Below are 22,995 nucleotides of genomic sequence, written 5' to 3' on the forward strand. Positions count from 1 at the left end.
CGCGGTCCAGCCCGCACCCGGCCTTACTGCACCAGTTCCTGCTCGCTGAACATATCGCTGAACAGCATGCTGGTCAGGTAACGCTCGCCAGAGTCGGGCAGGATCACCACGATGGTCTTGCTCTGCATTTCCGGGCGTTCGGCCAGGCGCACCGCGGCCGCCATCGCCGCACCGCAGGAAATGCCACAGAGGATGCCTTCCTCGCGCATCAACCGCAGCGCCATGGCCTTGGCCTCGTCGTCGCTGACCAACTCGACCCGGTCGACCATCGCCAGATCGAGGTTCTTCGGCACGAAACCGGCGCCAATGCCCTGGATCTTGTGCGGGCTCGGCTTGATCTCTTCACCCGCCAGCGCCTGGGTGATCACCGGAGAGCCGATCGGCTCCACCGCCACCGATAGGATCGGTTTGCCGCAGGTATTCTTGATATAGCGCGACACCCCGGTGATGGTGCCACCGGTGCCGACGCCAGCCACCAGCACATCGATCGCGCCGTCGGTGTCGTTCCAGATTTCCGGACCGGTGGTTTTCTCGTGGATAGAGGGGTTGGCCGGGTTCTCGAACTGCTGCGGCAGGAAGTATTTGCCGCTATCGGAAGCGGCGATTTCCGCGGCCTTGTCGATGGCGCCCTTCATGCCCTTGGCCGGCTCGGTCAGGACCAGCTCGGCGCCGAGGGCTTTCAATACCTTGCGCCGTTCCAGGCTCATGGACGCCGGCATGGTCAACAGCAACTTATAGCCCCGCGCCGCGGCGACGAAGGCCAGGCCGATGCCGGTGTTGCCGGAGGTGGGCTCGACGATGGTCATGCCCGGCTTGAGCACGCCACGCTCTTCGGCATCCCAGACCATGCTGGCGCCAATCCGGCACTTGACCGAATAGGCCGGGTTGCGGCCCTCGATCTTGGCCAGGATAGTCACGCCCTTCGGGCCGAGACGGTTGATCAGCACCAACGGTGTATTACCGATTGACTGGGCGTTGTCTGCGAAAATGCGGCTCATGATCCTGTGTCTCTTGTCGGTGCGCGAGCTCTCCAGCCTAAGCTGCGAGGCGATCACCGTCCAGCCGCAAGCCACATCCAGGCGTTCGATAGCCGTTGCGAGCGCAGCGCCACGGCAGCACCCCGATCCCGCTGAGCAGCGACCGGATGACTGCCCATTCAGTGACTGAATGCCCCGTCTGCGTTCACAGTCAGGCGGCCTGCGCGTTATAGTCGCTATCTACCAATACTGAACCGCCGGGTTTCGGCCCAGGCGTTACCGTTCGAGGATTTTCCGATGAAGTTCGAAGGCACCCAGGCTTACGTCGCCACCGACGATCTAAAACTCGCGGTGAATGCCGCCATCACCCTGGAACGCCCGCTGCTGGTCAAGGGTGAGCCCGGCACCGGCAAGACCATGCTCGCCGAGCAGCTGGCCGAATCCTTCGGTGCCAAGCTGATCACCTGGCACATCAAGTCCACCACCAAGGCGCACCAGGGTCTGTACGAGTACGACGCGGTCAGTCGCTTGCGTGATTCACAGCTCGATAGCGACAAGGTTCACGACGTTCGCAACTACATCAAGAAGGGCAAGCTCTGGGAAGCGTTCGAGAGCGAGGAGCGGGTGATCCTGCTGATCGACGAAATCGACAAGGCCGACATCGAGTTCCCCAACGACCTGCTGCAAGAACTCGACAAGATGGAGTTCTACGTTTACGAGACCAACGAGACGATCAAGGCGAAAAAGCGCCCGATCATCATCATTACCTCGAACAACGAAAAAGAGCTGCCGGACGCCTTCTTGCGTCGCTGCTTCTTCCACTACATCGCCTTCCCGGATCGCACCACGCTGCAGAAGATCGTCGACGTGCATTACCCGAACATCAAGAAGGACCTGGTGGCCGAGGCGCTGGATGTGTTCTTCGACGTGCGCAAGGTGCCGGGCCTGAAGAAAAAGCCCTCGACCTCGGAACTGGTCGACTGGCTGAAACTGCTGATGGCCGACAACATCGGCGAAGCCGTGCTGCGCGAACGCGATCCGACCAAAGCCATCCCGCCGCTGGCTGGCGCCCTGGTGAAGAACGAACAGGACGTGCAGTTGCTGGAGCGCCTGGCCTTCATGAGCCGCCGCGCCAGTCGCTGATTTTCTCCCCTCTCCCCTTCGGAGAGGACATGTCATTCGCAAGACCCGTAGGGTGGATTAGCCGCGTAGCGGCGTAATCCACCACCGGCACCGCCAGGCACCGCCAGGTGCCGCCTGCGGCGGCATTGGTGGATTACGCTGCGCTAATCCACCCTACGGAATATCCATTGGAGCATCGCCATGCTGCTCAACCTGTTCAATGAAATGCGCGCCGCCAAGGTTCCGGTCTCGGTGCGCGAGCTGCTGGACCTGATCAACGCGTTGAAACACAACGTGGTGTTCGCCGACATGGACGAGTTCTACTTCCTGTCGCGCACCATCCTGGTCAAGGACGAGCGGCATTTCGACAAGTTCGACCGGGCGTTCGGCGCCTACTTCAAAGGCCTGGAAAACCTCAATCAGCACATCGAGGCCCTGATCCCCGATGAGTGGCTGCGCAAGGAATTCGAACGCTCGCTGACCGATGAGGAGCGCGCCAAGATCGAATCCCTCGGCGGCCTCGACAAGCTGATCGAAGAATTCAAGAAACGCCTCGAAGAACAGAAGGAACGCCACGAAGGCGGCAACAAATGGATCGGCACCGGCGGCACCAGCCCGTTTGGCTCCGGCGGTTTCAACCCGGAAGGCATCCGCGTCGGCGACGCCGGCAAGCGCCAAGGCAAGGCGGTCAAGGTCTGGGATCAGCGCGAGTACAAGAACCTCGACGACCAGGTCGAGCTCGGCACCCGCAATATCAAGGTCGCCCTGCGCCGCCTGCGCAAGTTCGCCCGCCAGGGCGCGCAGGACGAGCTGGATCTGGACGGCACCATCGACTTCACCGCCCGCGATGGCGGCCTGCTGAACATCCAGATGCGCCCGGAGCGGCGCAACAACGTAAAGCTGCTGATCCTGTTCGACATCGGCGGCTCGATGGATGCCCACGTCAAAGTCTGCGAAGAGCTGTTCTCGGCCTGCAAGACCGAGTTCAAGCATTTGGAGTACTTCTACTTCCACAACTTCGTCTACGAGTCGGTGTGGAAGAACAACCTGCGGCGCACCTCGGAGCGCTTCTCCACCCAGGACCTGCTGCACAAGTACGGTGCCGACTACAAGGTGGTGTTCGTCGGCGACGCCGCCATGGCGCCCTACGAGATCACCCAGGCCGGTGGCAGCGTCGAGCACTGGAACGAGGAGCCGGGCTACGTCTGGCTGCAGCGTTTTCGCGAGAAGTACAAGAAACTTATCTGGATCAACCCCTACCCCAAGGACACCTGGAACTACACCGCCTCGACCAACATCGTCCGCGACCTGCTGGAGGACCAGATGTACCCCCTGAGCTTGCGCGGACTGGAAGACGGGATGAAGTTTCTGTCCAAGTAACCCCCCGCCGCACCCAAAACGGGCCCCTCAAAGGCCCGTTTTTTTATTCGTGGGAGCGACTTCAGCCGCGAAACTTCTATCGGCAATCGCGGCTGAAGCCGCTCCCACAAGAGCCGGTCGAGCGCTCAGCGCCAGTGCCGCTGCTCATGCTGGATGATTTTGTGCTTGCGATTGACGCCCAGGGTCCAGCCGGCGCCCAACGCCAGGCATTCCACCAGCCAGGCCAGTAGCAAGGCGCAGGCGATGCCCCAGGCGATCACCTCCGGCGCCAGCATCACCTGGTAGCTGTAGCCCTGGTAAGTCTCATCGAACAGTTCGGGATTGGCGGCAAAGACCACATGCCAGGCCTTGGCGTACCAGGGGCCCTGCATGGCCAGCCACTCATTATCGAGCAGGCGGGCGCGGCTGAGCAGCAGGCTCAGGCTGTTGGCATCGCTGGCGAAAACCGGGTCGTCGCTGGCACGGTAATGCGCCACCAACGCGTCCAGATCGCCCTTGAAGAAGTTCCTGGCGGTCTCGCGAAAGCCGGTCAGGCCCTGCTCCGACTCCAGGCGATGGGCCTCGATGCGCTGGCCGTAAGCGTTGATAAAGCCCGGTACCTGCACGCCCACCAATAAACCCAGGGCAAACACCACCAACCGCAGATAACTTCTAAACATTGCGTCTCCTTAACTGCGCCCCTGGGCCACGCATTCGCCGCGTCGCCACAGGCTCCACTCACCCGGCTGGTACAGCGTCCAGCTCTCGTTTTCGGTCAATGGCTCGGTGGCCAGCACCGTAACCACATCATTTGGCGTGGTTTCCGCCTGAAAATCCACGATCACATCGACATCTTTCAACCGCGCCGGGCCGAAAGGCGCACGCCGGGTAATCTGCGCCAACTTGCTCGAACAGAAAGCGAACAACCAGTCGCCGTCGCTCAGCAGGCAGTTGAACACCCCCTGGCTGCGGTAGTCGGCGCAGGCACGCACCAAGGCCGGCAACAGCATCTCCACCTCGACCGGCACCGGAAAGGCCGTGCGGATCTGGTTGAGCAGATCGCAAAAGGCCGCCTCGCTATCGGTATCGCCAACCGGCTGGTAGAAGCTCGGGGTCGGCCGAAAGTCCGCCAGCTGGCCGTTATGGGCAAAACACCAATTGCGTCCCCACAACTCACGGACGAACGGATGGGTATTGGACAAGCAGACCTTGCCGACATTGGCCTGGCGGATATGACCGATCACCACTTCGCTCTTGATCGGGTAGCGCTGCACCAGCTTGGCCACTTCCGAGTCGACGCTCGCCGCGGGGTCCTGGAACAGCCGCAAACCACGGCCTTCGTAGAAAGCGATGCCCCAACCGTCGCGGTGCGGGCCGGTACCGCCGCCACGCTGCATCAGCCCGGTAAAGCTGAAGACGATATCGGTAGGCACATTGGCACTCATGCCCAGTAATTCACACATGGCTCAAAATTCCCGCTTCAAGGCGTTACGCAATAACCCAGCTTCCGCATCCAAACGGGCCTGCAGCGACTGGCGCCCCAACGGCAGAAAACGGGTCAGCGCTCGCCAGACTCCGCCGGGCAGATCACCCGAACGGCGCGGAATCAAATGCACATGCAGGTGCGGCACATGCTGATTGGCCGCCGGTCCGTCATTGATCAGTAGATTAATCCCTTCACTGCCATAGCCCGCGCCACGCAACGCACGCGTCATACGCTCAGCCAGGGCCAGTAAATGCTCGCGGGCGGCGCCAGACAGATCGCTCAAATAAGGCGCGTGCTCACGGCTTACGATCAGCACATGGGCCGGGCGCAAGGGGTAGATGTCGAGGATGACGAGAAAGTGCTCGTCCTCAAATAGCTGATGGGCCGGTAGCTGACCGGCCGCGATGGCGCAGAACACGCAATCCATGGGCTCTCCTAATCGCAGGTGAGCCATGCTGAACGGCTCGGCGGGTAGGCGCAAGATCGAATGCAGGGCGGATAACGCTAGACGCTATCGGCCCTACGCAAGCTTACAGCCGTGGCTCGATGCGAAAGCGGCGGGCGCCGCTCTGATCCAGACGGGTATCCACTTGCGGCGCCTGATCGTGCTCCATCACCTCACGCAGGGTCGGCTCGTCCTCGGCGATCGGCGCCGGTTGGCTGTTACGCGCCTTCCACCAGCGTTCGATGGGCCAGCGCACAGCCGCAAACAGCAGGTAGAGGGTAAGGGCGATCAAGCCATACATCGCCAGATCCGCCACCGCCCGCCAGGCGTTGTTACCGACCTTGAACAGCAGGTCGAGGGCGGTGATGGCGATGGCCGGAGCGAACAGCTCCTTGGTCGGCTCGATGATGGTCGGCGTCAGCAGCAGCACCGCGACCACCAGCCGCAGCGGCTCGCGCAGGTAGCGCCACATCCAGCTGGTCAGGCGGAACCAGACCAACAGACAGCCCAGCGCTGCGATTGCGTAGGCGGCCCAAGCGAGCAGATAGTCGTTCTCGGTCATGAGTGTTCGTGGCGGGGCTGACAAAGGGGCGCTTATGATAACGGCTTTTCGCCGGCCAGGCGCGCTCGCCGTCGGCCGCATCCGCTCTGGAGTGACAGCATGTCGCAAGCCCCCATCGCCCGAATAGAGAACGGCAACGACCCCTACCGCTGGCTGGAAAACCGCGACACGGAGCAAGTGCTCGAGCACCTCAAGGCCGAAAACGCCTACCTGGACGCGCAACTGGCGGATCAGAGCGAGCTGCGCGAGATGCTGTTTCAGGAAATCAAAGGGCGCATCCGCGAAACCGACCTGTCGCTGCCCTCGCCTTGGGGTCCCTACCTGTATTACACCCGCACCACTGCCGGCGACGAGTATTCGCGGCATTACCGCTGCCCGCGACCGGCGGACGACTCGAATCAGGTCGACGAAAGCCAGGAAGAGCTGCTGCTCGACCCCAACGCGCTGGCCGATGGCGGCTTTCTCTCCCTCGGCGCTTTCGCCATCAGCCCGGATCACGCGCGCCTGGCCTACAGCCTGGACACCAGCGGCGACGAAATCTACCAGTTGTACGTCAAGGAACTCGCCAGCGGCCAGATCAGCGCCCTGCCCTTCGCCGATTGCGACGGCAGCCTGACCTGGGCCAACGACAGCCAGACCCTGTTCTTCGGCGAACTGGACGACACCCATCGCCCGCACAAGCTCTATCGACACACCCTGGGCAACGTCAGCGCCGAACTGGTGTTCGATGAGCCGGACGGGCGCTTCTTCCTCAACTGCTACCGCAGCAGCTCCGAGCGCCAGTTGGTGCTGCTGCTCAACAGCAAGACCACCAGCGAAACCTGGGTGCTCGACGCCGATACGCCACACGCCGACTTCAGCTGCCTGGCCCCCCGCGAAGAGGGGCACGAATATTACGTCGACCACGGCAAGCATGAGGGCGACTGGGCCTGGCTGATCCGCAGCAACCAGACCGGCATCAACTTCGCCCTGTACCGGGCCAGCAGCGCCAGTACGCCGCAGCGCGCCGACTGGCAAGCGCTGATCGCCCACGACGAGGCGGTGATGCTCGAAGGCGTCAGCCTGAACGCCAATGCCATCATCCTCAGCCTGCGCGAAGGCGGCCTGCCGATCATCGAAGTCCACGCCCAAGGCCAGGCACCGGCACGCGTGCAACTTCCGGACGCCGCCTACAGCCTGCATGTGCAGGACAGCCTGGAGTTCGACAGCGCGGTCATCCGCCTGCGCTACGAGGCGCTGAATCGCCCAGCCCAGGTACGCCAGTTACACCTGCGCAGCGGTGAACAAAAAGTACTGAAAGAAACCCCGGTGGAAGGCCCGTTCGACGCCGATGCTTATGTCAGCCAACGCCTGTGGGCCACCGCCGCCGACGGCACCCAGGTGCCCATCAGCCTGGTGGCCCGGCGTGAAGTCCTCGGCCGACCCGCGCCACTGTATCTCTACGGCTACGGCGCCTACGGCGAAAGCCTCGACCCCTGGTTCTCCCACGCCCGCCTGAGCCTGCTGGAGCGCGGTTTCGTCTTCGCCATCGCCCATGTGCGCGGCGGTGGCGAACTGGGCGAAGCCTGGTACCGCGCCGGCAAACTGGAACACAAAACCAACACCTTCAGCGACTTCATCGCCTGCGCCGAACACCTGATCGCCATGGGCTATACCCGCCCGCAGCAGCTGGCGATCAGCGGCGGCAGCGCCGGTGGCCTGCTGATCGGTGCGGTGCTCAACCAGCGCCCGGAACTGTTCGCTGCGGCAATTGCCGAAGTGCCCTTCGTCGATGTGCTCAACACCATGCAGAACCCCGACCTGCCGCTGACCGTCACCGAATACGACGAATGGGGCGACCCCCGCGAGCCCACGGTGTACGCGCGGATCAAAGGCTATGCGCCCTACGAAAACGTCGCGACCCAACCCTACCCGGCCATTCTCGCCGTCGCCGGCTACAACGACAGCCGCGTGCAGTACTGGGAAGCGGCCAAGTGGGTGGCGAAACTGCGCGCCAGCAAGACCGACCGCAACCTGCTGCTGCTCAAGACCGACCTCGGCGCCGGGCATGGTGGCATGAGCGGGCGCTACCAGGGCTTGAAGGATGTGGCGCTGGAGTATGGGTTCTTGCTGAAGGTGTTGGACTTAAGCTGAACGCAACTCAGGGCTGCCATCCATGTAATCCGGGTCTCCCCCGGGTTGCATGGCTGACGCCACGCCTTTCCACCTGATCAAAAATTGATCAAATCAAAGACCTTTCCTTGACGCAAATCAACCTCGGCATACCGGTGCCCACTTAGGCTGCGCTTACCAACTGCTATCGAAGCGTGGTCGTCATGCACCTGTTACTGCCGAACCTCACCGAAAAGGACAAACGGACCCAGGACCAAACCAAGCACTTAGGCCCTGTGCGGCAACACAAGTGCCTGGATTGTACCCATGCGCTCGACGCCACTCAGCTGTATCTCAAGGAGATCGGTTTCTCGCCCTTGCTTAGCCCGGAAGAGGAAGTGCGCTGCGCGCGCCTGGCACAGAAGGGTGATCCGGCCGGACGCCGGCGCCTGATCGAAAGCAACCTGCGCCTGGTGGTGAAGGTCGCTCGTCGCTATGTCAACCGTGGCTTGCCCCTGCTCGACCTGATCGAAGAGGGCAACCTTGGTCTGATCCATGCCGTGGAGAAGTTCGACCCGGAGTTTGGCCGCCGCTTCTCGACTTATGCCGTCTGGTGGATTCGCCAAACCATCGAGTGTGCGCTGATGAAGCAAACCCGCAGCATCCGTTTGCCCATTCATCGGGTCAAAGAGCTCAACCGCTACCTGCATGCCGCCCGCGAACTGACCATCACACTCAACCACGCACCCTCGGCCGAGGAGATCGCCAAGCTGCTGGAGAAGCCGGTGGACAAGGTCAGGCACATGCTAGGCCTGAATCAGCAGGTAACCTCCACCGATGCGTGCCTGGGCCCGGATAGCGAAGACACCCTGCTCGACACCCTGACCTACGACCGACCGACGGATCCCTGCGAACTTCTGCAGGACGATGATCTATTGCAGAGCATCGACCAGTGGCTGTCGGAGCTGACTGACAAACAGTGCGAGGTGGTGGTGCAACGCTTTGGCCTGCGCGGCCATGAAAGCTGCACCCTGGAGCAGATCGGCCAGAGAATAGGCTTGACCCGTGAGCGAGTACGACAGATCCAAGTCAAGGCACTCAAGCATCTGCGCAAGATTCTGGAACAGCAGGGTCTGTCCAGTCACGTCCTGTTCAAGTAACCGCTCAACGCACCAATGGGGAACCTGAAGGGGTAGGCACGATTTACGCCACCCACAATGCACCGCGGCTTAACGCTCAGGGATCGCGCGGCGAGCGTACGCTGCCCGTTCAACCCTTGGCACCGCCGCGCTTTTTTGCAATACCGGGCCTCAGTCGTCCCTTTCAGGATTTCGCTCAACCGGTACCCCCTTACTATTGCGCTGCACCTGCTCCTCCAACAGCGGGATAGGCTTATCCCGCGGGTTGACCGAATCGGCTCGCGGCAGGCGACGGCTGTCGTTGTTCAGCAGTGGCGGGCGACTGGGCGCCATGTTTGGCACATTGCGCGGTACCACTTGCTGGTACGGGTTGGGCGTGGCCGTACCCGGTGAACCGGGTGCCGGACTGCACGGGGGCGCCTGGGCATAAGCGCCCGTCATGCAGACCATGGCGAAGCTGACGGTCGCGAGAATCCGGGTTCGCATCACGGGCCTCCTAACGCGCCGAAGCGGCGCTGGCGTTGGACAGTGGCCAAACAACAGAGTGCCGGACGTCGACGATGCCCTGCATCGCCGGCCGAGCAGGCACGTTAGACTATGCACCCGCGACGCATTGCCCGCATCCCTTCGCTCCACCCCAGCGACCAACCGCCAATCCCGAGACCGCCATGAAGCGCTATGTATTGCTCGACACCGCAGAGATCCCCAATAACGGCGGCGCGCTGTGCCTGTTCGAATACGGCGAGGACTTCGTGATCAAGATCAAGGGTGGCGACGGCGGCCAGTTGATGAACACCCGCATGCACGGCTCGGAAGATGCCCTGGCCGAGATCCCCTGCAAGAAAGTCGCCCACCGCCCCGCGCCACGCGTGCTGATCGGCGGGCTGGGCATGGGCTTCACCCTCGCCTCGGCACTCAAGCACCTCGGCGACAACGCGCAGGTGCTGGTGGCCGAACTGGTGCCGGGGGTGATCGAGTGGAATCGCGGGCCGCTCGGCGCCAAGGCCGGCCTGCCGATTCTGGATAAACGCGCCGAAGTGCGCGCCATCGACGTAGCCCAGGTGCTGCAGGCCGAGCCGCAGGGCTTCGATGCGATCATGCTGGATGTCGACAACGGCCCCGAAGGCCTGACCCAGAAGGGCAATAGCTGGCTCTACTCGCTGGACGGGCTGAATGCCTGCCACAAAGCGCTGCGCCCTGCCGGCATCCTGGCAGTGTGGTCGGCCAGTGCCGACCGCAAGTTCTCGGAAAAAGTGCGCAAGGCCGGCTTCAAGGTCGAGGAAGTCCAGGTCTATGCCCACGGCAATAAAGGCACCCGACATACCATCTGGATTGCGGAAAAACTCCAAACCACGGAACGGTGGATTACGCCGCTGCGCGGCTAATCCCCCCTACGGGCTGGCTCGACCCAGGGTTGTAGGGTGGAATCCCCGAAGGGGCTTCCACCGCGAATCGCCTGATCGGCATGCTCCGGCTTTGAATGAACCCCTCGCCCTGTGCGGGACGTTGGTTTTTTCGCGGAACGGTGGATTACGCCGCTGCGCGGCTAATCCACCCTACGGGCTGGCTCGACCCAGGGTTGTAGGGTGGAATCCCCGAAGGGGCTTCCACCGCGAATCGCCTGATCGGCATGCTCCGGCTTTGAATGAACCCCTCGCCCCGTGCGGGACGTGTAGTGGTCAAATAATTTCGGACACTGCGATAGGTTGTTTTGCCTGTTCCTGCTCGTAAGCCGTTGGCGGCTGGTAGCCAAGACTCGAGTGCAGACGCACGTTGTTGTAAAAGCCGACGATGTAGTCGGCGATATCTGTCATCGCCTCGGCGTGATTGGCGTAGTCACGCTGCCAGATCCGCTCCATTTTCAGGTTCAGAAAGAAGCGCTCCATCACCGCATTGTCCCAACAGTTACCCTTGCGGCTCATGCTCATCACCAAGCCATGCCGCTCAAGCACGGCCCGATGGGCTGCGCTGGCGTACTGGCTGCCCCGATCCGAATGAACGACCAGTCCCGCAGCGGGCTGGCGTTGCGCAATCGCCATCTGTAACGCCGAGCAGACCAGTTCTGCTGGCATGTTCGGCGCCATCGCCCAACCGACGATCTTGCGCGAGTACAAGTCCATTACCGCGGCCAGATACAGCCAGCCGCTGCGTGTGCGGATATAGGTGATATCGGCGACCCAGGCCAGATTGACCGCTTCAGGATTGAACTGCCGATTCAGAATATTGCCCGCTATCGGCAGGTCATGCTTGCTGTCTGTTGTATGGACAAACTTGCGCTTCCAGGTTGGACGGAGTTGGTGTTGAGCCATCATTCGCCTGACCCGATAGCGCCCCACGTAGACGCCCTGGGCCTTGAGCGCTGCCTGCAAGCGACGGCTGCCGTAAGCCCTACCATTCGCCATGAACAGGGCTTTTAGGGATACGACCACCGGACACGCCTTGATCGGCCGCAGCTGGCGGCTCCGTGCGGCGTAATACCCCGAACGGCTGACCCCGAGCAGCCGGCAGAGCCTTGTGGTCATGGCCTTCTGTTGCTCCTGAGCGATCACGCGATGGATCACTTCATTTCCCGGGCAAAGAAGGCCGATGCTTTTTTTAACAGATCGTTATCCTGTTTCAGCTGACGATTCTCGGCTTCGAGCTGGCGGATCCGCTGCTGCTCGGGTGTCAGCGGTTTACCTATCCCAGGTTGCCCGGATAGCTCTGCTTCGTACTGTTGAACCCAACGACGAACTGCCGTCTCACCAAGATCCATATCCTGGCAGATCTGAGGAATGCTCAGGCCTTGTTCCTTAACCATCTGAACGACTTGCAGCTTGAAGCTGGCGTCGAACCCTCTGCGTTTACGGCTCATACATGACTCCTCTGTCGGTGGATTTTCCACCTATCGAGGTGTCCAGGGAAATTAGACCACCACAACGTTGGTTTTTTCGCGGAACGGTGGATTACGCCGCTGCGCGGCTAATCCACCCTACGGGCTGGCTCGACCCAGGGTTGTAGGGTGGAATCCCCGAAGGGGCTTCCACCGCGAACCGCCTGATCGGCATGCTCCGGCTTTGAATGAACCCCTCGCCCTGTGCGGGACGTTGGTTTTTTCGCGGAACGGTGGATTACGCCGCCGCGCGGCTAATCCACCCTACGGGCTGGCTCGACCCAGGGTTGTAGGGTGGAATCCCCGAAGGGGCTTCCACCGCGAATCGCCTGATCGGCATGCTCCGGCTTTGAATGAACCCCTCGCCCTGTGCGGGACGTTGGTTTTTTCGCGGAACGGTGGATTACGCCGCTGCGCGGCTAATCCACCCTACGGGCTGGCTCGACCCAGGGTTGTAGGGTGGAATCCCCGAAGGGGCTTCCACCGCGAATCGCCTGATCGGCATGTGTGGTGGTCTAATTTCCCTGGACACCTCGATAGGTGGAAAATCCACCGACAGAGGAGTCATGTATGAGCCGTAAACGCAGAGGGTTCGACGCCAGCTTCAAGCTGCAAGTCGTTCAGATGGTTAAGGAACAAGGCCTGAGCATTCCTCAGATCTGCCAGGATATGGATCTTGGTGAGACGGCAGTTCGTCGTTGGGTTCAACAGTACGAAGCAGAGCTATCCGGGCAACCTGGGATAGGTAAACCGCTGACACCCGAGCAGCAGCGGATCCGCCAGCTCGAAGCCGAGAATCGTCAGCTGAAACAGGATAACGATCTGTTAAAAAAAGCATCGGCCTTCTTTGCCCGGGAAATGAAGTGATCCATCGCGTGATCGCTCAGGAGCAACAGAAGGCCATGACCACAAGGCTCTGCCGGCTGCTCGGGGTCAGCCGTTCGGGGTATTACGCCGCACGGAGCCGCCAGCTGCGGCCGATCAAGGCGTGTCCGGTGGTCGTATCCCTAAAAGCCCTGTTCATGGCGAATGGTAGGGCTTACGGCAGCCGTCGCTTGCAGGCAGCGCTCAAGGCCCAGGGCGTCTACGTGGGGCGCTATCGGGTCAGGCGAATGATGGCTCAACACCAACTCCGTCCAACCTGGAAGCGCAAGTTTGTCCATACAACAGACAGCAAGCATGACCTGCCGATAGCGGGCAATATTCTGAATCGGCAGTTCAATCCTGAAGCGGTCAATCTGGCCTGGGTCGCCGATATCACCTATATCCGCACACGCAGCGGCTGGCTGTATCTGGCCGCGGTAATGGACTTGTACTCGCGCAAGATCGTCGGTTGGGCGATGGCGCCGAACATGCCAGCAGAACTGGTCTGCTCGGCGTTACAGATGGCGATTGCGCAACGCCAGCCCGCTGCGGGACTGGTCGTTCATTCGGATCGGGGCAGCCAGTACGCCAGCGCAGCCCATCGGGCCGTGCTTGAGCGGCATGGCTTGGTGATGAGCATGAGCCGCAAGGGTAACTGTTGGGACAATGCGGTGATGGAGCGCTTCTTTCTGAACCTGAAAATGGAGCGGATCTGGCAGCGTGACTACGCCAATCACGCCGAGGCGATGACAGATATCGCCGACTACATCGTCGGCTTTTACAACAACGTGCGTCTGCACTCGAGTCTTGGCTACCAGCCGCCAACGGCTTACGAGCAGGAACAGGCAAAACAACCTATCGCAGTGTCCGAAATTATTTGACCACTACAATGCTCCGGCTTTGAATGAACCCCTCGCCCTGTGCGGGACGTTGGTTTTTTCGCGGAACGGTGGATTACGCCGCTGCGCGGCTAATCCACCCTACGGGCTACAGCGTTAAGAAAGAAAGCGTTAAGCTTTACCCAAGCGATTAGACGATTTAACAGGTGACAGTATGAGCACAGAAAAATCGGCGGCAACCCTCAAGACCGACCGCATCATCGCCGAAGCCCAGCGAAGCCGTGAAGCCGGCTACCGGGACAAAGCCCTGAAAATGTACCCCCATGTCTGCGGCCGCTGCAGCCGTGAATTTTCCGGCAAGCGCCTGAGCGAACTGACCGTTCACCACCGCGACCACAACCACGATAACAACCCGCAGGATGGCTCCAACTGGGAGTTGCTGTGCCTCTTCTGTCACGACAATGAGCACTCGCGCTACACCGACCAGCAGTATTTCGCCGAAGGCTCCACCGCCAGCCCGCAAGGGCCGAAATCGACCCACAAGGCCTTCGCCGACCTCGCCGCCCTGCTGAAAAGCAAGGAATAGCTGCCGCTGCGTGCAGGCCGCGCCCACCTGCACGCATCACCTGCCCGACCACCCGGCTACCGACCTGCGCGCGCGCCGCGTTGTCGCGTCAAAGCCCGTATAATCGCGGCTTTCTTCAAGAGCACGCGCACGTGGCGAACAGAAGGTACAGCTGCATCGGGTTATTCAACCCCAAGTCCCCGGAAAACGTTGGCTCGGTGATGCGCGCGGCGGGTTGCTACGCGGTCAATTCGGTGTTCTACACCGGCACCCGCTATGCCCGCGCGCAAGACTTCATCACCGACACCAAGAAGATCCACCAGGATATTCCGCTGATCGGCATCGACGATCTGCAGAAGATCATCCCGCTCGGCTGCACGCCGGTCGCGGTCGAGATGGTCGAAGGGGCCAAACCCTTACCCGAATACACCCACCCGGATCGCGCCATCTACATCTTCGGCCCGGAAGACGGCTCTCTGGGCAAGGACGTACTGGCCTGGTGCGAAGAAGTGATCTACATCCCCACCACCGGCTGCATGAACCTCGCGGCGACGGTCAATGTGGTGCTCTACGACCGCCTGGCCAAGGGCCTGAACACCAAGTCCGGCCCGCAGTTTTCACGCTAGGTTGGCGCAGGTCCGCAGGAGCCGGCTTGCTGGCGAAGCGTTCAAGATGGCCGTATGACGGATCGACATGCTCCGGTTTTGCTTAAATCCCTCGCCTTGTGCGGGTTGTTGGTTTTTTCGCGACACGCTGGATTACGCCGCTGCGCGGCTAATCCACCCTACTGAAAGCCCGGGTCAGATCGTAGGGTGGAATCCCCGAAGGGGCTTCCACCGCGAACCGCCTGATCGACATGCTCCGGTTTTGCTTGAACCCTCGCCTTGTGCGGGTTGTTGGTTTTTTCGCGACACGCTGGATTACGCCGCTGCGCGGCTAATCCACCCTACGGGCGAGCAGCCCACCCGGCCCCGCCCGTCCGCCTTCATAGCCCCGACTTCAACCGGCTGAAAGCCCGGGTCAGCGCGCGATTGAACTCGCGAGCATTGTCGTTCTTGGTATAGAGCGCGGCGCGCACCGCTTGTGGCGGGTAAGTGCCGGGGTCGTGGAGGATCGCCGCATCGACCGTCTTGGCCGCCGCCGGCACGGCGTTGGCGTAATAGATGGTGTTGGTGATAGCGCCGATGATTTCCGGAGTCATCAGGTGATCCATCAGCGCCAGGGCGGCTTCCGGGTGCGGGGCATCCTTGGGAATGACCATGGCATCGAACCAGAGCAAGGTGCCTTCCTTGGGGATCTGGTATTTCAGGTTGAACGGCTTGCCGGCCTGTTCGGCCTGGGAGGCGGCTATTGCGACGTTGCCGTTCCAGGACATCGCCAGACAGGTGTTGCCGTTAGCCAGGTCGTTGATGTTGCGATCGTTATCGAAATAGCGGATATAAGGGCGGATCTTCGCCAAATGCGCCTCGGCGGCTTTGAGGTCGTCCAGATTCTGCCGGTTGATGTCCAGGCCCAGGTAACGCATGGCGGCGGCGAATACTTCATTCGGGTCGTTGAGGTAGCTCACCCCGCAGTCGGCGAAACGCGCCACCACTTGCGGGTCCAACAACATCGACCAGCTGTCCACGGGTGCATCCGCCATCCGCGCCTGGATCGCCTGCTGCTGATAGCCGATGCCGGTCGTGCCCCAGACGTACAGCCCGGCGTAGCGGTTGCCCGGATCGAAGCTCGCCATGTGCCTGGCGAACTCTGGATCGAGCCCGGAGAAGTGCGGCAACTGCGACTTGTCCAACGGCTGCAGGGCGCCGCTGGTGATGGCACGGGTCAGGTGCTGGCCCGCGGTCAGCACCAGGTCATAGCCACTGTGGCCGGTGAGCAGCTTGGTCTCGACGGTTTCCAGCGAGTCGAAGTGATCGGCCACCACATGGATGCCGGTCTTGGCTTCGAACGTAGCCAGGGTGTCCGGCGCCAGGTATTCACTCCAGATGTACAGATTGACCTGGGGCTTGTCGCTGGCCGCCTGCGCGCCTGCCGCGGCAAGGCCGAGGCAGGCGCTGGTGAGCAAAGTACGAAGGTTCATCGCCGTGCTCCTCTAGCTGTTGGTGGCAGAGTCGTGGGTGGCCGCCGCGTACTGCGGCATGGTGATGCAGGCGACGTTGCCGCCGCCGAGGAGGATTTCCCGCGAGTTGTCGATGCCGACGATCCGGTGCTTGGGGAACAGCTCGGCCAGGGTCGCCTGCGCCACGCGATCGTTGGCATCGCCGAACAGCGGCAACACGATCACCGAGTTGCCGGCGTAGTAGTTGATGTAGGAGGCACAAATTTTGGTGCCGGCCTGGCGCAGGTGGGTGCCATCGTTCTGGTCCAGACCGGCGGCCTCCTCGGCCGTCCACTCCAGCACCCGCGGTTGCGGCAGTTTATGCACGATCAATTCGCGACCACGGGCGTCGCGGGTACTGCGCAGGATGTCATAGGCCTCCTGGTAGATTTCCCACTGCGGGTCGTCGCGCTCGTCGGTCCACTGCAGCACCACCTCGCCAGGGCGCACGAAGCAGGCCAGGTCGTCGACATGGCCGTCGGTCTCGTCGAACTTGCAGCCGCGCGGCAGCCAGATCACCTGTTCGGCGCCGAGGTAGTCGGTCAGCCGCTTGGTCACCTCGCTCTTGCCCAGCTCGGCATTGCGGTTGCGGTTGAGCAGGCATTGCTCGGTGGTGAGGATGCTGCCCTGGCCATCCGCCTGGATGCCGCCGAGCTCGGCGATCAGCGGTGCACGGTAGCGGTCGAAGCGCTCGATTTCGAGGATCTTCTGCGCGATCTGGTCGTCCTTGTCCCACGGGTAGTAGAGGCCGCCGTCGAGGCCACCATAGGCGTTGAACTCGAAGTCCACGCCGCGCACCTCGCCCGTCGCGTCGTTGACCACGAAGCACGGGCCGCTGTCGCGGAACCAGGTGTCGTTGCAGCTCATTTCCACCACGCGGATGTGCGCCGGCAGCAGGCGGCGGGCGTTGGCGTACTGGCTGCTGGAAGCGCAGATGGTCACCGGCTCGCTCTCGGCAATCGCACTGGCGATCTGCACCCAGACCTGCTGCGCCGGCTTGCCGCCATTGCGCCAGACATCCGGGCGCTCCGGCCAACCCAGCCAGCAACCGGCCTTGCGCTCGAACTCGCCGGGTAGACGGAAGCCATCGGCCTTGGGAGTGGAAGCCAGGGAACGCGCCATGGAACACCTCTTATTGTTGTGGAGAGATGCCCAGACAGTACGCGCCGCTCAGGGCGGGCTGCCAATGACGATTATCGCGGAACTCTTGAATTCAATTCATGAGTTTGCCAGGTGATCGCTTAGCCAATCGACGAACTGCAATACCGCCGGTTTCTCCAGGCGAATGCGCTCGCAAACCAGGGCGTACTGCCCAAGCGAGGTCACGCTGGCGGCGAAAGGCCTGACCAGGCGACCGCTGGCCAGGTCTTCGGTGGCCGTCAGGTTGTCGCCCATGGCCACGCCCTGCCCCTGCGCGGCGGCCTCCAGCGCCAGCCCGGCATGCGGGAAGTAGAGCTGGCGACTGGCCTGGATATCACCGGCATGGGTCGTCAGCCAGGCCATCCAGGTCTTGCCGTCCTGGTCGTCATGCAGCAGGCAATGCCGCGCCAGGTCGCGCGGCTGTTTCAAGCCGCCCTGGTTGAACAGGCCGGGGCTGCACACGGGGAAGAACTGCAGGGTCGGCAGCGGCCGCACGAAATAGGCACTGGCATCTTCCGGGCCGGTGCCATAGGTGATCGCCAGGTCGATATCGTTACCCGGCACGCGCCCTTCCAGCGCCTGCTCATGTAGGTGCAGGGTGATATGCGGGAAGCGTGCGCTGAAGTCGGCCAAGCGGCTGACCAGCCATTTCTGCGCCAGCTCGGCGGTAACCGCGACACGCAGTTGCGCTTGCGAACCGGGGTCGCGCAGCTCATCGCAGGCCTCGCCAATCAGCTCAAAGGCTTGCTGCAGGCTATGCAACAACCGCTGTGCCGCCGGCGTCGGGTTGACCTGACGGCCATCGCGGACGAACAGGCTGGTACCCAGTTGCTCCTCAAGCTGACGAATCTGGTGGCTGACGGCGCTGTCGGTCACGCAGAGTTCAGCGGCAGCGCGACCGAAATGCGCGTGGCGGGCGGCGCACTCGAACGTGCGCAGGGCGGTGAGCGAGGGTAGACGACGCATGGAAAGCCTCGAAGACGGAGTGCGCCGAATCCTCGCCCAGCGCGGCGTTGACGTCCAGGCTTAAGCGGCGACGCTTAACGTAGCAGTGCAGTATCCAGCACCTCGGAGGGCTCGGCCATCAGCTCATTGGTGACTTCGATGAAGTCCTTGGTGCTGACCACGTCCAGGCGCATCAGGCCACGGCTGACATCGTCCAGCGAGCGTTGGTTCTCGGTGCGCTGACGGATTTCCCGGTCCAGCTCCTGCAACAGCAATACCGCACGGGCGGTGGTCGCGCCGCTGACGCTCTCGCCGCGCAGGCTGCCGACTTTGCTGCTCCATGTCTTCAGGTTGGCGCGCACCGCCTGATAGCGCTCCTCGCTCATGCCACCGGCACGGCGCACCAGTTCGATGGCGTAATACTCGGCCAGGCCTTCGCTGATCCAGTCGCTTCTGTCGGTGTCGCGGATGCGGCTGAACACATGCACCAGCTCATGCACCAGGGAGCTGGTGCCGTTCTCGCTGACCAGCGGCCGGTCGGCGTGCATGAATAAGGAGTTGGAGGCCGACAAGCCGCCGCGCCACATCGGATTAGCGGCGCCGACCACCAGCAGCTTGGCCGGGTCACGCGGGAACACCGCCTGCACTTCGGGCCAGACGAAGGTCAGCAGCGTGAGGATGTCCATCCGCCGCATGCCGGCGCCGATAGGCGCGGCGATGGTGACTTCGGTCTCCCCCAGCTTGCTGCGCCGGGTACCGATTTTACCGGCCAGTATCCAGCCGGTCGGGCGGTCGAAATGCCGCGAGGGGTTGTCGATACGAAAGCGCTTCTTGCCGATCCGCGGCCAGCCGGTTTCGATGCTTTGCCAGCCTGCAGGCAGTTCGAATTCGAGGCGCGAGACCAATTCGACGGCGTGCTTCTGCTCCAACCGCGCACTGGGCACCAGATCATCGCCACGCAGCAACGCCCAGTCCTCGGTCATCCGCGCATCGAAGCTGCCGGACTTGCGCGGGTGGCTGATGCGCACGCGGTAGCTCAAGCTGGCCTTGCCGGCCGCCGGCTGCCAGGTGCCGCGCTCGGCACCCTGCTGCTGCCAGTTGCCGTCGGCCTTGAAATCGCTGAAGTAGCCCTTTTTACCGAGGTCGAAGCTCAGGCTTCTGACTGCCTGCCCCTCTTCCAGGGTCAGGCGCACCTCGGCCTGATCGCTCGCGGGCAGAAAACGTACATGGTAATCCAGGTCGACCTTCTGCACGGCCCAGAGTGGCGTACTCAGGGCCAGCAAGACGACGGACAACAGCAGATTCAAGCGAATGGGCATCACGGTTCCTTGGCTAACGCAGCGCGGTTCATTCCCTATGACTCGGCCGGCTCCGATTGATTCAGCCCTGACTCAGCCGGAGCGGAAAATCATGTAATCCTCCCAATCATCCTCAGCCACGCTGTTTTCGCTGAGCATGTTACCGGACTGGGAGATGCCGGCGTTGTGGACCATTTCCGGATCGCCACACACCAGCGGATGCCAGTGATGCAAATCCTTGCCTTCGGCCACCAGGCGGTAACCGCAGGTCGGCGGCAGCCACTGGAACTCGTTGGCCTGCCCCGGCGTGAGCTGGATGCAGTCGGGCACGAACTGGCGCCGGTTGCTGTAATCGGTGCAGCGGCAGCTTTTCAGGTCGAGCAGCTTGCAGGCGATGCGCGTGTAGTAAACGCTACCGTCATCCTCGTCCTCGAGCTTTTGCAGGCAGCACAGACCGCAGCCGTCGCACAGCGACTCCCACTCGTCCTGATCGAGCTGGTCGAGGGTTTTGCGTTTCCAGAAGGGTTCGACTTTGGCGGCCATGGCGATCGGTACGGGGTGACTGGCGAAAGGGCCGGCAGTCTAGCGTGGCCCCGTGAGCCGGCCAAGGCCGCGATGCCGAACGGTTGGCGCGCTGCGCCGCTGACTGCGAACCACTCTTAATAGCCGCGCACGAAATCCACTTCGCCGCGCAGAACCGCGTCGGCCTGGTAGCGTTCGAGGTTATCGACAAACAGCTGCGCCATCAGGCCGGGCTGGGTCGGTGCCGAGCTATGGCCGGTGAGGATCAGGCCGAACGCGGTCCAGAACGGGTGACGACTGGGTAACGGCTCCTGGCGGCAGACATCGATCACCGCGCCCGCCAGATGGCCCTCGCGCAGCGCCGCGACGAGGTCGGCATCGACCACCGCAGCGCCACGCCCGGCATTGATGAACAGCGCGCTGGGCTTGAATCGGGCGAACAGTGCGGCCGTGTAGATATCTTGAGTGGCCGGAGTATCCGGCAACAGGTTGATCACGTAGTCGGCCTGTTCCACCAACCGGCCGAGCTCATCCAGGCCGGCGACTTCCACGAACGGCGCCAGGGCTCGGGGCTCGCGGGCCACACCGAACAACTCGACGGCAAACGGTGCGAGGAACTGCGCCACGCTGACGCCGATATCGCCGGTGCCGACGATCAGCACGCGACGCCCGGCGAGGCTGTGCGGCGGGCGGCTGTCCCAATGCCGCTCGATCTGACTGGCCAGCCGCGCCAGCACTTCGCGCTCGTGGGCGAGCATATAGGTGAGTACATACTCGGCCATCACCTGACCGAAGATCCCGACCGCGCGGGTCAGGCGATAGTCACGCGGCAGGCCATCGGCCAACAGCGGCGTGATGCCGGCCCAGGTCGACTGCAGCCATTGCGGCTGGTGGCCTTTGCGCAGCAACGGCGCGAGCAGATCCGGCTGGCCCAGCCAGAGGGGGCAATCGGCGGCCAGCTTGGCCAGCTCGGTGGGATCATCGCTGGCCCGCACCTCCAGCGCAGGCATGGTGCGACGCAGCAGGTCGGCATAGGTGGCGTGCTGGTGTTCGGCAATCAAAACGCGCATGACTTGAAACCTTTGCAAAAAATAGCCAGCCACCGTCTGCCGGGTAACCGGCAGGCGGTGGCTGCAGTACTTGGAGGGCGGCCCGCAGGCAGACGAACAGCGCTGGCTGGCGCTGCCCGCGCGGTATCGGTATCGCTAGATCGGGTCGTTGCGGCGCAGCAGCTCTTCCGGCAGATGCTCGATGTACTCGTCTTCGGCCGGCGGCATTTGCAGGTGATAGCCCTGGCTTTCGAGGTTCTCCAGCACCTTGTGGATGTCCTCGCGGGCCAATTGCCGATCAGGGCTCAAAACCAGGTCGAAGGTGTGCTTCGGTGGGCCGAACGCAACCAGCAGCGACTCCGGCACCCGCTTCAGCGCATCCGCCTTGAGCACATAGAGGTACATCTCGTTCTTGCGCGGGCTCTTGTAGATCGAGCAGATGCGTTTCATGCCTGTTCTTCCTGGGGTTGCGCGGCCAGGCTGTCGAGCAGTGCCTGGCCCATCAATTCACGCCGCCAGCCGCGCAACGAGTCGGGCAACTGGTACGGGCCGTTGGGGTAGCCGCTTTTCAGCAGCGCTTCGAGGGTTTTCTTACGCAGCATCAGCTCCGGCGCCATGTCCAGCCGCTCGGCTTCGCGCTGGCCAATGCCGCGCAGTGCCTTGAGCAATGCCGCGGCTTCCATCGGCAATGGCTCGGGCAGTGCCGGCGGCCACTCGGCGGCTGGCGTGGCGGCGGCTTGCTTGATCAGCTTGAGAATGAACTCGCCATCCTGGCGCACCGTCTTGGGGTGCATGTCGTCGATGCGCGCCAGCGCCACCAGGTTATCCGGCTGGGTACGGGCCAACGGCCACAGCGAGTTTTCCCGGATGATCCGGTTGCGCGGCTGATTGCGCGCCCACGCCTCACGCTCGCGCCAGGCGCACAGCTCGCGCAGCACCACGAGTTTTTCCGGTGCCAGCTTCCAGGCCATCTTGGCTTCGCGGTAGACCTCGTCCGGGTCGATCTCGCGGCGCAGGTTGAGCACCAGTTCGGCACCGTCCTCCAGCACCCAGGCGCTTTTCTCGGCCGACAGCTTGAGCTGCAAGGCCTCGTAGACCTGCGCCAGGTGCAAGGCATCTTCGGCGGCGTAGCTGATTTGCGTTTCCGACAGCGGGCGCTGCAGCCAGTCCGAGCGGGTCTCGCCCTTGGGCAACTCGATGCCCAGCACGCTCTGCACCAGGCGCGAGTAGCCCATGGAGAAACCGAGGTTGAGATAGGCGGCCGCCAGCTGGGTGTCGAACAGCGGCACCGGCAAGCGGCCGGTCAGGCGCAGGAACACTTCCAGGTCTTCGCTGCAGGCGTGCAGCACCTTGGTCACCGCCGGGTCTTCCAGCAACGCGCCGAATGCCGTCCAGTCCGTGATCGGCAGGGGATCGATCAGATAAACCCGGGCACCGTCGCACACCTGCAGCAACCCGGCGATCGGGTAAAAGGTGTCGACCCGCATGAATTCTGTATCGAGGGCCACATAAGGCAGGCGCTGCCACTCGGCGCAATGTTGCGCCAAGCTGGCGTCGTCACGAATCCAATGAATATCGATGGCCACATGACTCTCCTTGAATAATGGCGCGCAGTATATATC

General features: G+C 62.5%; 22 protein-coding genes and 1 pseudogene. 8 read left to right on the forward strand and 15 right to left on the reverse strand.

Translation table 11 applies throughout. The annotated features are described in order from the left end of the window. Window positions 1-23: 23 nt before the first annotated feature. Window positions 24-998 (reverse strand): cysteine synthase A, encoded by a 975-nt coding sequence (gene cysK / locus AC3IYG_RS15850; RefSeq protein ID WP_489309959.1) that lies wholly within the window; start codon window positions 996-998, stop codon window positions 24-26. Between the two features lie 276 nt (window positions 999-1,274). Here cysK and AC3IYG_RS15855 point away from each other — a divergent pair, with 276 nt between their 5' ends. Together AC3IYG_RS15855 and AC3IYG_RS15860 are read left to right on the forward strand one after the other, a co-directional pair. Then, a complete protein-coding gene (locus AC3IYG_RS15855; protein ID WP_489309961.1) occupies window positions 1,275-2,120 on the forward strand; it encodes an AAA family ATPase in 846 nt (281 codons plus the stop codon). 180 nt (window positions 2,121-2,300) lie between these two features. Then, window positions 2,301-3,479 (forward strand): vWA domain-containing protein, encoded by a 1,179-nt coding sequence (locus tag AC3IYG_RS15860; RefSeq protein WP_489309963.1) that lies wholly within the window; start codon window positions 2,301-2,303, stop codon window positions 3,477-3,479. A gap of 125 nt (window positions 3,480-3,604) precedes the next feature. Here AC3IYG_RS15860 and AC3IYG_RS15865 read toward each other — a convergent pair whose 3' ends face one another. From AC3IYG_RS15865 to AC3IYG_RS15880, 4 genes are all read right to left on the reverse strand, one after another. After that, complete coding sequence (locus tag AC3IYG_RS15865; protein ID WP_489309965.1) at window positions 3,605-4,138, reverse strand: DUF2937 family protein; 534 nt, start codon at window positions 4,136-4,138, stop codon at window positions 3,605-3,607. 9 nt (window positions 4,139-4,147) lie between these two features. Further along, on the reverse strand, window positions 4,148-4,921 hold the full coding sequence (locus AC3IYG_RS15870) for a class II glutamine amidotransferase (RefSeq protein WP_489309967.1): 774 nt from the start codon (window positions 4,919-4,921) through the stop codon (window positions 4,148-4,150). A gap of 3 nt (window positions 4,922-4,924) precedes the next feature. Beyond that, the gene (locus AC3IYG_RS15875) at window positions 4,925-5,398 is read right to left on the reverse strand and encodes an HIT family protein (protein ID WP_489309969.1); all 474 of its coding nucleotides are present in this window, start codon (window positions 5,396-5,398) and stop codon (window positions 4,925-4,927) included. A gap of 76 nt (window positions 5,399-5,474) precedes the next feature. Beyond that, the gene (locus AC3IYG_RS15880) at window positions 5,475-5,951 is read right to left on the reverse strand and encodes an MFS transporter (RefSeq protein ID WP_489309971.1); all 477 of its coding nucleotides are present in this window, start codon (window positions 5,949-5,951) and stop codon (window positions 5,475-5,477) included. Window positions 5,952-6,050: 99 nt separating this feature from the next. Between AC3IYG_RS15880 and AC3IYG_RS15885 the strand changes: the two genes are divergently transcribed. Continuing rightward, window positions 6,051-8,084 carry a S9 family peptidase gene (locus tag AC3IYG_RS15885; RefSeq protein ID WP_489309973.1) on the forward strand — a complete coding sequence of 678 codons (2,034 nt, stop codon included), beginning with the start codon at window positions 6,051-6,053 and terminating at the stop codon, window positions 8,082-8,084. A 233-nt stretch (window positions 8,085-8,317) separates the two neighbouring features. After that, window positions 8,318-9,202: pseudogene (gene rpoS / locus AC3IYG_RS15890) on the forward strand (RNA polymerase sigma factor RpoS); the annotation flags it as partial. A 150-nt stretch (window positions 9,203-9,352) separates the two neighbouring features. Here rpoS and AC3IYG_RS15895 read toward each other — a convergent pair. Beyond that, window positions 9,353-9,667, reverse strand: a complete 315-nt coding sequence (locus AC3IYG_RS15895) for a hypothetical protein (RefSeq protein ID WP_489309975.1) — start codon at window positions 9,665-9,667, stop codon at window positions 9,353-9,355. A 182-nt stretch (window positions 9,668-9,849) separates the two neighbouring features. Between AC3IYG_RS15895 and AC3IYG_RS15900 the strand changes: the two genes are divergently transcribed. Next, window positions 9,850-10,566, forward strand: a complete 717-nt coding sequence (locus tag AC3IYG_RS15900) for a spermidine synthase (protein WP_489309977.1) — start codon at window positions 9,850-9,852, stop codon at window positions 10,564-10,566. Window positions 10,567-10,860: 294 nt separating this feature from the next. On the opposite strand, the gene AC3IYG_RS15905 is transcribed toward AC3IYG_RS15900, so the two are convergent. After that, window positions 10,861-12,035 (reverse strand): IS3 family transposase gene (locus AC3IYG_RS15905; protein WP_489309979.1). Its coding sequence is split into 2 segments (ribosomal slippage): window positions 10,861-11,768 and window positions 11,768-12,035, totalling 1,176 coding nucleotides; the frame shifts between segments, so codons are not numbered across the junction. Window positions 12,036-12,623: 588 nt separating this feature from the next. Here AC3IYG_RS15905 and AC3IYG_RS15910 point away from each other — a divergent pair. From AC3IYG_RS15910 to AC3IYG_RS15920, 3 genes are all read left to right on the forward strand, one after another. Next, a protein-coding gene (locus AC3IYG_RS15910) for an IS3 family transposase (RefSeq protein WP_489309979.1) occupies window positions 12,624-13,798 on the forward strand; the annotation gives its coding sequence in 2 pieces (ribosomal slippage) (window positions 12,624-12,891 and window positions 12,891-13,798; 1,176 coding nt in all). A gap of 172 nt (window positions 13,799-13,970) precedes the next feature. Then, window positions 13,971-14,342 carry a YajD family HNH nuclease gene (locus AC3IYG_RS15915; RefSeq protein ID WP_489309981.1) on the forward strand — a complete coding sequence of 124 codons (372 nt, stop codon included), beginning with the start codon at window positions 13,971-13,973 and terminating at the stop codon, window positions 14,340-14,342. A gap of 131 nt (window positions 14,343-14,473) precedes the next feature. Beyond that, on the forward strand, window positions 14,474-14,947 hold the full coding sequence (locus AC3IYG_RS15920; RefSeq protein ID WP_137818418.1) for an RNA methyltransferase: 474 nt from the start codon (window positions 14,474-14,476) through the stop codon (window positions 14,945-14,947). A gap of 359 nt (window positions 14,948-15,306) precedes the next feature. On the opposite strand, the gene AC3IYG_RS15925 is transcribed toward AC3IYG_RS15920, so the two are convergent. From AC3IYG_RS15925 to rnd, 8 genes are all read right to left on the reverse strand, one after another. Further along, window positions 15,307-16,401: an extracellular solute-binding protein gene (locus AC3IYG_RS15925; RefSeq protein ID WP_489309983.1), complete on the reverse strand. Its 1,095-nt coding sequence runs from the start codon at window positions 16,399-16,401 to the stop codon at window positions 15,307-15,309. A gap of 12 nt (window positions 16,402-16,413) precedes the next feature. Next, entirely contained in the window at window positions 16,414-17,541 is a 1,128-nt protein-coding gene (aguA, locus tag AC3IYG_RS15930; protein ID WP_489309985.1) for an agmatine deiminase, read from the reverse strand. 96 nt (window positions 17,542-17,637) lie between these two features. After that, complete coding sequence (locus AC3IYG_RS15935) at window positions 17,638-18,525, reverse strand: LysR substrate-binding domain-containing protein (RefSeq protein ID WP_489309987.1); 888 nt, start codon at window positions 18,523-18,525, stop codon at window positions 17,638-17,640. 74 nt (window positions 18,526-18,599) lie between these two features. Further along, window positions 18,600-19,823 carry a hypothetical protein gene (locus AC3IYG_RS15940; RefSeq protein WP_489309989.1) on the reverse strand — a complete coding sequence of 408 codons (1,224 nt, stop codon included), beginning with the start codon at window positions 19,821-19,823 and terminating at the stop codon, window positions 18,600-18,602. A gap of 72 nt (window positions 19,824-19,895) precedes the next feature. Continuing rightward, a complete protein-coding gene (locus AC3IYG_RS15945) occupies window positions 19,896-20,345 on the reverse strand; it encodes a YcgN family cysteine cluster protein (protein WP_489309991.1) in 450 nt (149 codons plus the stop codon). A 116-nt stretch (window positions 20,346-20,461) separates the two neighbouring features. After that, on the reverse strand, window positions 20,462-21,394 hold the full coding sequence (locus AC3IYG_RS15950; protein WP_489309993.1) for a D-2-hydroxyacid dehydrogenase: 933 nt from the start codon (window positions 21,392-21,394) through the stop codon (window positions 20,462-20,464). A gap of 135 nt (window positions 21,395-21,529) precedes the next feature. Beyond that, a complete protein-coding gene (locus AC3IYG_RS15955; RefSeq protein ID WP_489309995.1) occupies window positions 21,530-21,823 on the reverse strand; it encodes a YcgL domain-containing protein in 294 nt (97 codons plus the stop codon). After that, the gene (gene rnd / locus AC3IYG_RS15960; RefSeq protein WP_489309997.1) at window positions 21,820-22,959 is read right to left on the reverse strand and encodes a ribonuclease D; all 1,140 of its coding nucleotides are present in this window, start codon (window positions 22,957-22,959) and stop codon (window positions 21,820-21,822) included. Before rnd ends, AC3IYG_RS15955 begins: the two co-directional genes overlap by 4 nt. Window positions 22,960-22,995 lie beyond the last annotated feature (36 nt).

The organism is Pseudomonas sp. KH_027, assembly GCF_057838565.1.